Origin of the sequence: Pseudomonas sp. CROZ-RG-20F-R04-15 (genome assembly GCF_022662375.1) — a bacterium.
Lineage (GTDB): Bacteria > Pseudomonadota > Gammaproteobacteria > Pseudomonadales > Pseudomonadaceae > Aquipseudomonas.
The window spans coordinates 345769-359644 of the sequence record NZ_JAKNQL010000002.1; the positions used below are offsets into that span (position 1 = coordinate 345769).

Sequence of the window (13876 nt, forward strand, 5' to 3'; positions counted from 1 at the left end):
CAGCATCAACACACAAGGCATCATTTCCAAGGTTGACGACCAGCAACCGGCAGCTCAGTCTGCCGGTTCTCTTTTTTGTCGCGGGGGGTGGTCGATGCCTTTTTACACGGTTGACGGACAAGCGCTGCATTACATTGATCAAGGCACTGGTCCGGCGGTGTTGCTCGCCGGCAGCTATCTATGGGATCAGGCCATGTGGGCGCCGCAGATTGCCGCGTTATCGCCGCATTATCGGGTGATTGCACTGGATCTGTGGGGCCATGGCGAGTCGGGGCGGTTACCCGAAGGCACGACTTCACTGGACGACATCGCTCGTCAGGCGCAGGCCTTGCTTGATCATCTGGACATCGATCAGGTCACCCTCGTCGGGCTCTCGGTTGGCGGCATGTGGGGCGTGCGCCTGGCGTTGTCGGCACCGCAACGGCTCAACGGTCTGGTGCTGATGGACACGTATGTTGGTGTCGAGCCTGAGCCGACTCGTCAGTACTACTTCTCGCTGTTTAAACAGATCGAAGAAACCGGCGAAATTTCCGAGCAGTTGCTTGATATCGTTGTGCCGATCTTCTTCCGCCCGGGCATTGATCCGCAGTCGGCGCTGTATCAGGATTTCCGCGCGAAACTGGCGGCGTACTCGTCCGATCGTTTACGCGAAAGCATCGTACCGATGGGGCGTATCACCTTTGGTCGCGATGATTTGCTGCCACGTCTGGGCGAATTGAATGCGCCGACCACGCTGGTCATGTGCGGCGATCAGGACAAACCACGACCACCGTCCGAAGCAAAGGAAATGGCCGAGTTGATCGGTTGCCCGTGGGTGCTGGTGCCGGAGGCGGGGCATATCTCCAACCTGGAGAACCCCGAGTTTGTCACAGAGGTGTTGTTTACCTTCTTGAGCGAGCGCAACCGTTAAACCGAGTGTCCGTTCTTCGCGAGCAGGCTCGCTCCCACAGTGACCGCAGTGAACACAGAGTCTGCGACCACATTCGATCCCTGTGGGAGCGAGCTTGCTCGCGAAGAGGCCAGACCAGGCAATAAAGAATTCGAAGCTACTTAGGCCCGAGAATCTTCGCCAACTTGTCCGGCGAAGGCGCACCTTGCTGCTGTTGCAGCTCACCCTTGTCATCCATATAGAAAATTGCCGGCGTCGCCTGCAAATCGAGATCTTCCATCAGTTGCATGTTTGCTGCCAGTTTGGTCTGCACGGCCGCTGGAATATCCTTCAGCGCTTTCAGTGAGCTGCCTTTGCCAGCCTTTTCGTGATCTTCCAGGGCCTTGGCCGGATCTTTCGCCGCCAGCAACGCCGCCGATTTGCCCGGGCTGTCCTCGCGGATGATGCCGACCATAATGTGCCGCAGTTGCACCTTGCCGGATTTCACCCATGGTCGTGCCTGTTCCCAGAACATGTTGCAGTACGGGCAGTTCGGATCGCTGAACAGGTACACGGTGCGCGGTGCATCCTTGTTGCCGTCCTGAATCCAGTTGCTCGCCTCGAACTTGGCCCAGACTTCCTTGGCCATCGGCGCGTAAACCAGTTTTTGCAGGGGCTCGCTGCTCAGATCCTTGCCGTCGGCGTCGTACAGATTACCGAGCAAAACGTGTTTGCCGTCCGGGGTCAGGTACAGCGCCATGCCACGGTTCTGATATTGCGCCGCATAACCGCGCAAGCCATCGGGGGCGTCGAACTGGCCGACGATTTTCGCGCCTTTGGCTTCGATCTGTTTGATCGCCGCAGGCAACTCTTCAGCAGCCTGCACCGACGGCAAGTGCAGCAGGGCGCTACCCAGAGTCAGCGTCAGCAGGTGGCGGAGGCGGGGCATGGCAGTTTCCTTGCAGAGGTGGCCGGTGCAGTGGCCGGGTTCGAATTCGGGGTCGGGGTGTCGAAGTTTTCCAGCGCGCGCGCCAGGCTGGCGTTGGATAACTCGCCCAGGTGGCTGCTCAGCAACCGACCGTCAGGGCTATAGAACAGCGTAGTCGGCAATGCCATGGAACCCACGGCCTGACCGAGGCGACCGCTGCGGTCAAACAGCACGTTGTTGAGGCTCAGGCCCTGGGTTTCGAGAAATGTCGCCACGCTTTGCATGCTTTCGGCCTGATTGACGAACAGGAAGGTCAGGTCCGGGCGCTGTCGCTGAGCGTTTTCCAGCACCGGCATCTCGCGTCGGCACGGTGGACACCAGGTCGCCCACAGATTGATCACCAGCGGGCCACCCTGATAGTCGCTGAGCTGGATGGTTTCTCCGGCGGCATTGCGCAGGGAGATGTCCGGCAATCGGGTGCCTTGTTCATAGATGTTCAACGACAGCGTCGCCAACAGCCAGAACGCTACACCGCTGGCCACTCCAAAACCCAGCGGGCGGCGCAAGCCCGGACGGCGCCATCCGCGATACAGCGCCACCAGCAGCAACACAATCACACCCGGCCAGGCGAGGAAGCCACCGTCACGCAAATCGATGATCTGCCACGGATCACTGCGATAGTGCGACCAGTACAGCAGCACAAAGGCAATACGCGCTGCGAGCATGCCCAGCAGAAACAGGCTGAACAGTGCCGACTCGGGGTTATCGCCGCCACGCTTGGCCACCCGCCAGCCGACAAAGGTCGCCAGCGCCAAAGCACTGATCAGCAGCAGATGATTAAGCGCAATGGCAAAGGTGCCGAGGGTGAAAGTCAGCATTAATTGGCGTCCCGGGTGGTGGCCCAGCGTTGCAGGAATGTGTCGGCATCGACTTCGCCGGTGATGCGCTGGCTGCGGCGTTCTTCGCCATCGCTGCCGATCCAGACGAAACTCGGTGGCCCCGGCACTTTGTAGCGGCTGAGCAATTCACGGCTGTCGGCGTTGTCGGCGGTGACATCGAGCCGCAGCAGGCGCACGTCGCTCAACGCCTGCATGACCTTGTCCTTGCCGAATACCTGTTTCTCCATGACCTTGCACGACACACACCAGTCGGCGTAGTAGTCGAGCAGCACCCACTGACCCTTGGCTTTGGCGGCATCGAGTTCACTTTGCAGTGCCGCCGGCTCCTTGATCGTGACGAATGCGTCATGCGCAGATGGCGCCGCCGTGCCGGCACGACCGGCACTGTAGACCTGCAACGGTTGATACGGATCATCGCTGCCGCCCGCCGCACCAATCACCAGCAAGCTGCCCCACAACCCGAGCAACAGCGAACTGGCACCGAACAGCTGGGCAACGCGGCCAAAACCTTCGGACTGTTTCCAGGCACAGAACGCGGCGATCAACAGCAGCGCACCGCACAGACCCAGCCACAGCGAAGCATCGAGCACCGGGCGCAACATCAACAGCGCGGTGGCGAGAAAGAGGAAGCCGAACACGCCTTTGAGCAGGTTCATCCAGGCACCGGGCTTAGGCAGGAAACGATTGCCCACGGTCACCAGCAACAACAACGGCACACCGATGCCGATGCCCAGCGAGAACAGAATCAAGCCGCCGTGCAGTGCGTTGCCGCTCTGCGCGATATACAGCAACGCACCGGCCAGCGGCGCGGTCATGCAGGGACCGACCAGCAAACCGGACAACGCACCGAGCACTCCGGCGCCGATCAGGCTGCCACCGCTGCGACTGCGCGAGGCGTGTTCGAGGCGGTCGCGCAGGGCCACCGGCAGTTGCAGTTCAAAGAAGCCGAACATCGGCAAGGCCAGCACCACGAAGACCGCGGCAAACGTGCCGAGCAGCCATGGATTCTGCAACCACGCCTGCAGGTTTGCGCCGAGCAGCGCGGCAATCACGCCCATTGCCGCATACACCAGCGCCATGCAGATCACATAACTGCCGGCCAGCGCAAAACCGCGACGCGGGGTGGCACCACTGCCGACCACCATACCGGCCAGAATCGGCAGCATTGGCAATGTGCACGGGGTAAAGGCCAGCAACAGTCCGAGGCCGAAAAACACCAGCAAGCTCCAGCCCAGCGCCCGTTGTTGCAGGCTGCTGGCCAAGGCCTGATCCGGCGCTTCGGCGCTTGCAGCCGCTGCGGCTTTGCCGCCCAGATCAATGACCCGGGTTTGCGGCGGATAACACAGACCGGCGTCGGCACAGCCCTGATAACTGACCTTGATCTGACCGCTGGCCGAGGCCGGGATTTTCACTTCCAGCCCTTGGCGATAAACCGGTTGTTCACCGAAAAACTCGTCGCTATGCGACTCGCCTTGAGGCAGCGCCGGCTGTTGCTCCGCGCTCAGTCCGTCGAATTTCAAACGCTTCTGATACAGGTAATAACCGTCGGTTATTTGCCAGAACAGCTGGGTTTCACCGGATTCCAGACGTTCGGAAGTGAGCACGAATGCCTGGTCGACCGGCAGAAACTCCGGTTTTGTCTCGAATGGATTGTTCCCGGCCTGGGCCAGGCTGGAAATCAGCAGAGCAAACAAAAGAAAAAAATGACGCATGGAGGAGCCTTGTCCCTGTGCAAGTGGGGGGCAGAATGGGCGGCGGCGATTAACCGATAATTAACCGTATCCTACAAGGCCCCCCTCGATTGTCCAATCAGTCGTCCGGCAGCTCCGGCACGCGTGCAAATACGCCTGCTTTGTGGCTTTAACCTTGAGTGGCGCCTCGCAACAGGCCCGGCCAATTAGTGTCATTGATGGTGTGCGGGCCCGAGATCAGCCGGTCTGTCTGAATGTTGTAGATCAGGTACTGGTTGTTGGTCAGAAAGATGTACCAATAGCTGTCGGCAAACGTCCGGTCGTTTTGGGCGGCGGTGATGATCCGGTCCTTGTAAGGTTTCAGCACGCCGAGTTGATATTCGCCGAAAGGTTTGCGGGTCAGTGTCTTTGCCCTGGCGTTGAACGACAGATAATGACCGTCATCAAGTATGAAGCGGAACAGAAACGGTTGGCCGGTCAGTTGAAACCATGTACCGGCAATGATTCGCTCAAAGTACGGCAGGATCGGCTTCCAGATCGAGTCGGCGACTTTCTGGAAACTGGCGACCTTGTCCTTGTCCTGATCGTACTTGCACACCATGGGGGTTGTTCCCTGGTAGAAGAACAACCAGGCAATATCTTCGTCCGAGCCGGCATTGAAGCCGAATGAGGTGGTCGTCAGGCCGAAGCGCAGGTCTTTGGTAAACGGATCAAACGAGTCCCAACTGCCGGCGGTCGAGGCAGGATAGGTGTCCGTCACAGTGCGCGCTCCAAGATCGAACCGGGAATAGGTGTCGCTGTTCTTGAAGAAGAAATAAATCCGGTCGGGGCCTGCGCGCCAGTCGAGGGCAACAAAGTTTTCAAGTTGTGGCATGTTGATAAATCCTTTTAGAGAATCCTTGTGAAGTTGCAAGTTCAACGCTAAATGACGGCGGACCTGCGATATAGGCGATAATTGTTTCTTTGTCGGTTTTTATATTGGCGAAAGTTTCAGGCAGATAGCGCTCCTTGCCTGTCGGCCTGAATATCGAGGTCGGCTTTTTTCCGGCTTCCCGATAACGCCAGTGGCGGCCATAATTGCGCCTTAATCCTCGCCTGATTCACTCGCCTTTTTATTTGCGGAGCACCCATGCACGTACTGGTTTGCGAAGACGATGAGCTGATCGCCAGCGGGATCGTTGCCGGTCTCACGGCTCAGGGTTTGACCGTTGAGCACGTCAACACCGCGTCGAAAGCGCGGGCGATGCTCAAGGTTGCCGAATTCGACGTAATGGTGCTCGATCTCGGCCTGCCCGACGAGGATGGCCTCAAGCTGCTGCAACAGCTGCGTCAGAGCGGCCTGGAAATTCCGGTGCTGATTCTGACCGCGCGCGACTCGGTCACTGACCGTGTTGATGGCTTGCAGGCCGGGGCGGACGATTACCTGCTCAAGCCGTTCGATCTGCGTGAACTGTTCGCCCGCCTGCAAACCTTGTTGCGCCGCGTCGCCGGGCGCAGCGTCAATCTGATCGAGCATGGCGCGCTGACGTACGATCCGAGCAGCCGCGAAACCACCCTGGCCGGGCAACCAGTGGACTTGTCGCGCCGCGAGCAATCGCTGTTGCAGGCGCTGCTGCACAATCGTGGCCGGGTGCTGTCCACCGAGCAGTTGAAGGACAGCGTCTACGGCTTCAACGATGAACTGGAAAGCAACGCACTGAACGTGCACATCCATCACCTGCGCAGCAAACTGGGCAAAGGCATCGTCGAAACCGTGCGCGGTCTGGGCTATCGCCTCGGCCCGGCCGACGGTGGAGAGCAAGGCAAGTGATGAGTCTGCGACTGCGCCTGAGCCTGACCCTCGGCGCCGCGTTTGCGCTGATCTGGGCGCTGGCGGCGGCGTGGATGCTCAGTGATCTGCGCAATCAGATGATGTTTTCCCTCGACCAGCGGCTGGTCGCCTCGGCGCGCATGGTCGCCGGGCTGCTGGAACAGTTGCCGACACTCCCGAGTAAAGGCGAGGGCACGCATTTCAGTGCCGAACAACTGAATATCCCCGGTGGCATGGCCTGTCAGGTCAGCTCCTTGCGCGGGGAAATTCTCGCGCGCAGCCACAACAATCCCGAACAAGCGCTGGAAGCCGAGAAAATGGGCTTCCACGACCAGATGATCGACGGTGCACCGTGGCGCAGTTTTACCCTTGCCCGGGGCGATGTACGCATTACCACCGCCGACCGGCAGATCGAGCGCGAAGCGCTGAACATGTCGATCCTGCTGGCGGCATCGGTGCCGGTGGGCGTGGCGCTGCTCGGTTGCCTGTGCCTGTTGTGGCTGGGCATCGGCCAGGGTCTGGCGCCGCTCAACCGGCTGCGGGAAGCGCTGATGCGGCGCAATGCCGACTCGCTTGAGCCGTTGCAGATCCAGACCTTCCCTAGCGAATTGAAGCCGCTGCTCGAAACGCAGAATCAACTGTTCCAGCGCATCGGCAAGACCATCGAACGTGAGCGACGCCTGACCGGTGACGCGGCGCATGAACTGCGCAGCCCGCTGACGGCGATCAAGACCCATCTGCAAGTCGCGCGCATGACCGAGGGCAGTGCCCGCGATCAATCGCTGGCACGGGCCGAGGAAGGCGCTGATCGCTTGCATCGCACCCTCGAACAACTGCTGTTGCTGGCGCGGGTCGAGGGCAGTCTGTCGTTCGATGACGGCTCGCAATGCAGCGCCGAGCAGGTGGCACGCCTGGCGATTCAGGACGCCACGGGGGGCGAGCGCCTGCGCATCAAACTGCAACTGCCGAGCGGACTTTCCGCCGCGCCGCTGCAGATGCCGGCGGTGCTGTCGATTGCGGCGCTGCGCAATCTGCTCGACAACGCCTTGCGCCATACCGCCGAAGACTGTGCAGTTGAGCTGAGCCTGGAAACCATTGGCAACCGTGTACGTTTTGTTGTGCGCGACCATGGCCCGGGGATTGCGCCGGATGATCTGCAACACCTGACTCAGCGCTTCTGGCGCAACGGCCAAAGCACCGGTTGCGGCCTCGGCCTGGCGATTGTTCAGGCGATCGTTCAGCGCTGCGACTGTGCCCTGCATTTCGACAGCCGTCCGGATGGCCTGCGCGTCGAACTGACCATGCCGTTGCAGCCTGTCTGACCGCACCGCAAATCTCCTGTGGGAGCGAGCCTGCTCGCGAAGACGGCAGCACACTCAACATCAGTGTGGCTGCCAAATCGCTTTCGCGAGCAGGCTCGCTCCCACAGGAGAAAGTGTTTTGGCACATCAAATGTAACTTCTCGGCATTCGCTATCCGGCCCGGGTGGGGATAAGGTCATCGCAGCTTTGACTCAATGGATTGAGGGAACTGCGCCATGGAAGCACCCATCTGTATTCGTCCGGCCACATTGGCCGACGCCGGTATCATCAGCCGCATCATCGAACGCTCGATCCGCATCGGTTGTGCGCTTGATCACCGCAACGATCCATTACTTGTCAGCCAATGGATCGGCCTGCAATCCGCCGATTTCATCAGTGCTCGACTGGCCGATCCACACTTCTATCTCTGCATTGCGTTACTGGCGAACAAACCGGTCGGTGCCGGCATGGCGCAGGTCAGTGGTGACATTTCGCTGTGTTACGTCCAGCCGGAGTCTTTTCGTCGGGGCGTCGGGCGGGCATTGATTGAGGATCTGGAGGGCTGGTTACGGGTCCATGGAGTGCTGCACGTTCGCCTCAACAGCACGTATACCGGTCGTGCGTTTTATCATCGACTGGGCTACCACGAATCAGCGCCGCCCCTCGAATACCAAGGCTTGCAGACCCTGCCCATGCACAAGTCGCTGGCAGCGCCGGTCTGACAATTCGATCACAGGCTAAATCCTCAGGCCCCTTAAGCGTTTCCAGAACAGGAAAACCTGCAAGTGCGCCCCGCAATCGGAATGCGCACCTGTCCGGTGTGCTGTTTTGGTCACTATCCATAGCCAATTGAGGGGTCGAGAGATGTCAGTCGCCACCAGCCTTATCGAAGAGTCGTCGCCCCGGGTCAGCTCGGCGCCGGCCGAAACGCTGTACCAGTTCAACGAATCGCCATTGCTGGCCCGTCAGGCACGGCAGGAATCCAACGCGCGCAGCTATCCGCGACGCATTCCTCTGGCACTGAAACGGGCCAAAGGTCTGTATGTCGAAGACGTTGAGGGGCGCACTTTCATCGACTGCCTCGCGGGTGCCGGTACGCTGGCGCTGGGGCATAACCACCCGGTGGTGATCGAAGCGATCCAGCAGGTGCTGGCCGATGAATTGCCGCTGCACACCCTCGACCTGACCACGCCGGTCAAGGATCAATTCGTCCAGGATCTGTTTGGCCTGCTGCCTTCGGCCCTCGCGGCTGAAGCGAAAATCCAGTTCTGCGGCCCGACCGGCACCGATGCCGTGGAAGCGGCGCTGAAGCTGGTCCGCACGGCGACCGGGCGCAGCACGGTGTTGTCGTTCTCCGGTGGATACCACGGCATGAGCCAGGGCGCGCTGAGCCTGATGGGCAGTCTGGGGCCGAAAAAGCCGCTGGGCGCGTTGCTCAGCAGTGGCGTGCAGTTCATGCCGTTTCCGTATGACTACCGTTGCCCGTTCGGCCTCGGTGGTGCGGCGGGCGTCAAGGCCAACCTGAATTACCTGGAAAACCTGCTCAATGATCCCGAGGCCGGTGTACAACTGCCAGCGGCGGTGATCGTCGAAGCGGTGCAGGGTGAGGGTGGCGTGATTCCGGCGGACATCGAGTGGTTGCGCGGCTTGCGCCGCATCACCGAAAAGGCCGGCGTGGCGCTGATCGTTGACGAGATCCAGAGCGGTTTTGCCCGTACCGGCAAGATGTTTGCCTTCGAACACGCCGGCATCACCCCCGATGTGGTGGTGTTGTCCAAAGCCATCGGCGGCAGCCTGCCATTGGCTGTCGTGGTTTACCGTGACTGGCTCGACACCTGGCAGCCGGGCGCGCACGCCGGCACCTTCCGTGGCAATCAGATGGCCATGGCGGCAGGTTCGGCGGTGATGCGCTATCTGGTTGAACACAAGGTCTGCGAACACGCCGCTGCCATGGGTGAACGCCTGAGCGAGCACCTGCGCATCCTGCAACGCGACTTCCCGCAACTGGGTGACATTCGCGGTCGTGGCCTGATGCTTGGCGTGGAACTGGTCGAGCCGAACGGCACACCGGATGCGCTCGGTCATCCGCCAGCGTTTGCACGACTGGCGCCGTTGGTACAGCGCGAATGCCTCAAGCGTGGGTTGATTCTGGAGTTGGGCGGTCGGCATGGTGCGGTGGTGCGTTTCCTGCCGCCGCTGGTGATCACAGCCGCCGAAATCGACCGTGTTGCGGAAATCTTCGGTCGAGCTTTGGCCGCGGCCACTGCGTCGCTGTAAATTTTTCGCCGCGCCGAACGTTCTTTCTACATACCCGGCTGCACCCCTCGTGCAGCCCACCCTTACAACGATGGAGAACCAGCATGACGTCAGTATTCGACCGCGAGGACATCCTCTTTCAGGTCGTGGTCAACCACGAAGAGCAATACTCGATCTGGCCGGATTACAAAGCCGTGCCGCAAGGCTGGCGCACTGTGGGCAAGAGCGGCCTGAAAAAGGAATGCCTGGCCTACATTGAAGAAACCTGGACTGACATGCGTCCGCTGAGCCTGCGCCAGAAGATGGAAGGGCAGGCCGCCGCGCAGTAAGCGGTCAGGCAAAAACAAACCCGCTGGACTGGAAACAGTCAGCGGGTTTTTTCATGCCCTGGATTTGTGTAGTCCGGGCTGGCCTCTTCGCGAGCAAGCTCGCTCCCACATGGGATCTGTGTCGTGCACAAACCCCTGTGGGAGCGAGCCTGCTCGCGATGAACGATAACGCGGTCCGGCTGGAACTAAGCCCCGCTCAATCCCTTCAGCAGCAAATCCACATTGCCTTCCAGCTCGGCCACCGGATCCGCCGCATCGGTACTCAACACCACCAGATGGCTACCCGACTCGGCAATTGCCGCTTTCACCGGCTCCGACGGCTGCCGATGATGCAGCACCACCGCGACATCATTGTCCTTCAGCGTTGCCGTGAGTTTTTTCAGATCCTCAGCCGTCCACTCGGCATCAGGCCGTGGATCCTCGCCGATCAGTTCCAGATTGAGGCTGCCGATCAGGTAGCCGAAATGATCGCTCAGACTCATCACACTCAGATTGTCGGCGTTGGCCAGTCGCGCTTCGCTGTCGGCGCTGAGCTTCAGCAAACGTTGCTTCAACGTCGCCAGATTCGCCTCGATCGCAGGCTTGGCACTTGGTGCCAGGCGCACCAGATCCGCCGCCAGCACATCCGCCATGCGTCCCATGTTGTTGCTGGCCAGCCATGGCTGGCTGTTCAAACCATCGACCTTCAGACCCGGTTGCACGGCAATGCCGGGCAGGGCGCCGTCGACCGGGCGCGCCGCATCGACTTCAACGATGCGGATATTGCTGCGGCGGGCAATCGGGTACAGCTGATCATCCGGCCACAGCGAGCGCACGCCAATCACGGCATCGGCAGCGCTGGCCAGTTTGCTCAATGCCGGAGCGCCACGCCCTGTGAAGTAGGCACTCTGACGACTGCCCGGCAGGTTCGCCGGCGCCGCCCGTTCAAGATTGACGTCGGTGCCTTTGAGCAGCGCTTCCGCCAAGCCAAAGGTGATGGGCAAGGAGGCCAGCACCCGCAGCGGTCTGGTATTTTCGGCAGCCATCAACGGCGTGCAGATCACGCCGCACAGGGTCATGGCCAGGGTCAGTTTGCGCAGTGAAAAAATCATTTATCCAAGATTCCCTTTCAGGCTCGGGACAACCCCGCGCGCGATGGCGGCGAGGGCGAAAGCGATGCCGGCGACCAGAATGATCGCGGCGCCGGACGGAATCGGCAGATCGAACACGATGGGCGCCAGAATCCCGCACAACGTGCTGACCGTGGCGATCAGCACCGAGCACCAGAAAAACCCTTTGAGCGACTGGCTGAGCAAACGCGCCGCCGCTGCAGGAATCACCAGCAGTGCGCCGACCAGAATTGCGCCAATGACTTTTACCGCCGCCACGGTGATCAGCGTCACCAGAATCACGAACAGATAATCCAGGGTCTTCACCGCTACCCCGCGCACCGCCGCCAGCTGCGGGTTGAAGCTGGCGAGCATGATGCGGTTGTACAGCGGCAAGGCGAGGGCCATGACCAGCGAACCGACAATGGCCAGCACCGCCAGATCGTTGCCATTAACCGTCAGCACTGAGCCGAATAACACGTTCTCGAGAATGTGCACATTGATCTTGCCCGCCAGAATCAGCAGCAGACTCGCGCCGAGTGCCAACGACACCGAGAGGAACACGCCGATCAAGGTGTCCGGCGCCAAACCAGTACGGTTGCGCAGATAATTGAGCAGGATGCCGAACAACAGGCAGTAACCGAACAGGCTGCCGTACGGTCCGGTGTAAGGCTCGCCAAGCAGAATGCCGATGGCCACACCGGTCAGCGCCGCGTGGCCCACCGCTTCGGAGAAAAATGCGAAACGCTTGACCACCACCAGCGTGCCGAGGCCGCCGAGTACCGGACCGATCAACAGCCCGGCAAGTAGCGCATTGACCACAAAACCGTAGGCCAGCGCTTCCGGCAGATAGCCGGACGAGGCCCAGCCCTGCACCATCAAACGAAAGGCTTCGTAACTCATCAGGCAGCGCTCCGTGGATGGGTCGAAAACAGCGTCAGCAGGCGTTCCGGGGTCAGTGCCTGTTGTGGCGTGGCGTCGAACAGCACGCGGCGGTTCAGACCGGTAACGCGACTGGCCAGACGCCCGACCGCTTCCAGATCGTGCTCGATCCACAGCACCGTGATACCCGCCGCGCGCCAGTCGCCGAGCAGGCGTTCGAACACCTGAATCCCGGCTTCATCAAGGGCCGACATCGGCTCATCCAGCACCAGCAGTTGCGGCGCCGGAATCAAGCCTTGTGCGAGCAGAACGCGCTGCCGCTCACCGCCGGACAACGCGCCCATGCGCCGCTTGCGTTTGTCCTGCATGCCGACGCGCTCCAGCGCTTCGCCGATGGCGCCCGCGTAACGTTTGCTCAAGCCGAGAAATGCGGGACGGCGCTGGCACATGGCGGCCATGAAGTCGTCGACGGTCATCGGCAGACCGCGATCGAATTCCAGCGCTTGCGGCACATAACCGATGATGCCGGGCTCGCCGGGCCATTGCAGGCTGAGCTGGCCCTGATGGGGCATTTGCCCGAGCAAGGTTTTGATCAGCGAACTCTTGCCGCCACCGTTGGGGCCGACCAGGGCATGCACGCTGCCGGGCTGCACCTGGAAGGTGACGTTGTCCAGAATCGTGGTTCGCCCCAGCGTCAGACAAACCCCCGCAAAATCCAGAGTCGGCCCACAGACTTGTGGGAGCGAGCTTGCTCGCGAATGCGGTGTGTCATTCGATAAAGATGTTGGCTGACCCGACGCCTTCGCGAGCAGGCTCGCTCCCACAGGGGATTGGAGTTCGTTCGAGATCGTTTCTTTGGAAGTCATGCGCCAGACTCCTGAATCGCCCGCACTACGGTGTTGAGGTTGCCGGTCATTTCCTTTTCGTACTTGTCGGCGGTGTATTCGCCATAGGAAATGTGCGACAGCGGGTACAGTTTGACGCCGGATTCACGCTGAATCGTTTCGACGTAGGTGGAGGGGAAATCCATCTCCGAGAAGATCACTTTCACATCGAGTTCGCGCAGTTGATCGATGGTTTTTTTCAACTGACTCGGGCTCGGCTCAATGCCGTGCGCCGGTTCGACCACAGCCGTCACTTCCAGGCCGAACTCACGCAGCAGATAGTCGTAAGCCGCGTGTACCGTGGCCACGCGCAGTTCGGCGTTCGGCGCTTGAGTCAGTTTGGCCAGAGCATCGGCGCGCATCTGCCGCAGGCGTTTGCCGTAGGCGCGGGCGTTCTGCGTGTAGGTCTTGGCGTTGTCCGGATCGAGCTTTCCCAGTTCGCGGGCAATGTTGTTGACCTGGGCGATGGAGGCGCTGATCGACAAAAACGTGTGCGGATTGACCACTTTGCCGGCGCCGCGTGCGGCGACCCCGGTGGCGGCCAGCAGCGGTACGTTTTCGTTGGCTTCGATGGTCTTGATGTTCGGCGTTTCGCTGGCGGCGATCATGCGGTCGGCGAAGTCGTCATGGCCGACGCCGTTGAGCACGATCACATCCAGCCCGCTGATGCGTTTGATGTCTTCGGCGCGCGGCTCGTAGGCGTGCGGGTTGAAACCGGCAGGAATCAGCGGCACCACCTCGGCCTTGTCACCGACGATGTTCGCCACATAGCTGTAATAGGGGTGCAAGGTAATGCCGATGCGCAGGCGCTTGGCCTGATCGGCGCTGGCCAGCGGACTCAGCAGGCAGGCACAGAGGCCGAGCAGAAACCAGCGTAACAATGGACGGCGCGGTGATGAAATAGACATGGGCAAACGGTCTTCTCTCGGATGAGGGCGAG

General features: G+C 60.7%; 14 protein-coding genes. 6 read left to right on the top strand and 8 right to left on the bottom strand.

Translation table 11 applies throughout. The features are described 5' to 3' along the window. Positions 1–94 precede the first annotated feature (94 nt). Entirely contained in the window at positions 95–910 is an 816-nt protein-coding gene (locus L8H52_RS05920; protein ID WP_242205596.1) for an alpha/beta fold hydrolase, read from the top strand. A gap of 136 nt (positions 911–1046) precedes the next feature. Here the strand turns inward: L8H52_RS05920 and dsbG are convergent, their stop codons facing one another. From dsbG to L8H52_RS05940, 4 genes are all read right to left on the bottom strand, one after another. Next, positions 1047–1817: a thiol:disulfide interchange protein DsbG gene (gene dsbG / locus L8H52_RS05925; protein WP_242205593.1), complete on the bottom strand. Its 771-nt coding sequence runs from the start codon at positions 1815–1817 to the stop codon at positions 1047–1049. Next, positions 1793–2674 (bottom strand): TlpA disulfide reductase family protein, encoded by an 882-nt coding sequence (locus L8H52_RS05930; RefSeq protein WP_242205591.1) that lies wholly within the window; start codon positions 2672–2674, stop codon positions 1793–1795. Before L8H52_RS05930 ends, dsbG begins: the two co-directional genes overlap by 25 nt. Next, a complete protein-coding gene (gene dsbD / locus L8H52_RS05935; RefSeq protein ID WP_242205589.1) occupies positions 2674–4407 on the bottom strand; it encodes a protein-disulfide reductase DsbD in 1734 nt (577 codons plus the stop codon). Before dsbD ends, L8H52_RS05930 begins: the two co-directional genes overlap by 1 nt. Positions 4408–4555: 148 nt before the next feature. After that, entirely contained in the window at positions 4556–5260 is a 705-nt protein-coding gene (locus L8H52_RS05940; RefSeq protein WP_242205587.1) for a hypothetical protein, read from the bottom strand. A 255-nt stretch (positions 5261–5515) separates the two neighbouring features. Between L8H52_RS05940 and L8H52_RS05945 the strand changes: the two genes are divergently transcribed. From L8H52_RS05945 to L8H52_RS05965, 5 genes are all read left to right on the top strand, one after another. Beyond that, the gene (locus L8H52_RS05945; RefSeq protein ID WP_064120200.1) at positions 5516–6196 is read left to right on the top strand and encodes a response regulator; all 681 of its coding nucleotides are present in this window, start codon (positions 5516–5518) and stop codon (positions 6194–6196) included. Continuing rightward, the gene (locus L8H52_RS05950; RefSeq protein ID WP_242205585.1) at positions 6196–7518 is read left to right on the top strand and encodes an ATP-binding protein; all 1323 of its coding nucleotides are present in this window, start codon (positions 6196–6198) and stop codon (positions 7516–7518) included. Before L8H52_RS05945 ends, L8H52_RS05950 begins: the two co-directional genes overlap by 1 nt. 215 nt (positions 7519–7733) lie before the next feature. Next, positions 7734–8219, top strand: a complete 486-nt coding sequence (locus L8H52_RS05955; RefSeq protein ID WP_242205583.1) for a GNAT family N-acetyltransferase — start codon at positions 7734–7736, stop codon at positions 8217–8219. Positions 8220–8361: 142 nt separating this feature from the next. After that, positions 8362–9774 (top strand): aspartate aminotransferase family protein, encoded by a 1413-nt coding sequence (locus L8H52_RS05960; RefSeq protein ID WP_242205581.1) that lies wholly within the window; start codon positions 8362–8364, stop codon positions 9772–9774. An 83-nt stretch (positions 9775–9857) separates the two neighbouring features. Then, entirely contained in the window at positions 9858–10082 is a 225-nt protein-coding gene (locus tag L8H52_RS05965; protein WP_025113201.1) for an MbtH family protein, read from the top strand. A gap of 185 nt (positions 10083–10267) precedes the next feature. Here L8H52_RS05965 and L8H52_RS05970 read toward each other — a convergent pair whose 3' ends face one another. From L8H52_RS05970 to L8H52_RS05985, 4 genes are read right to left on the bottom strand one after another with little or no spacing between them, the layout of a single operon-like run. Further along, complete coding sequence (locus L8H52_RS05970) at positions 10268–11173, bottom strand: zinc ABC transporter substrate-binding protein (protein WP_242205579.1); 906 nt, start codon at positions 11171–11173, stop codon at positions 10268–10270. After that, entirely contained in the window at positions 11174–12073 is a 900-nt protein-coding gene (locus L8H52_RS05975; protein WP_007917717.1) for a metal ABC transporter permease, read from the bottom strand. Further along, positions 12073–12918 carry a metal ABC transporter ATP-binding protein gene (locus L8H52_RS05980; RefSeq protein ID WP_242205576.1) on the bottom strand — a complete coding sequence of 282 codons (846 nt, stop codon included), beginning with the start codon at positions 12916–12918 and terminating at the stop codon, positions 12073–12075. Before L8H52_RS05980 ends, L8H52_RS05975 begins: the two co-directional genes overlap by 1 nt. Further along, positions 12915–13844 (bottom strand): metal ABC transporter substrate-binding protein, encoded by a 930-nt coding sequence (locus tag L8H52_RS05985; RefSeq protein WP_242205574.1) that lies wholly within the window; start codon positions 13842–13844, stop codon positions 12915–12917. The genes L8H52_RS05980 and L8H52_RS05985 overlap by 4 nt, the downstream gene beginning before the upstream one ends. Positions 13845–13876: the final 32 nt, after the last annotated feature.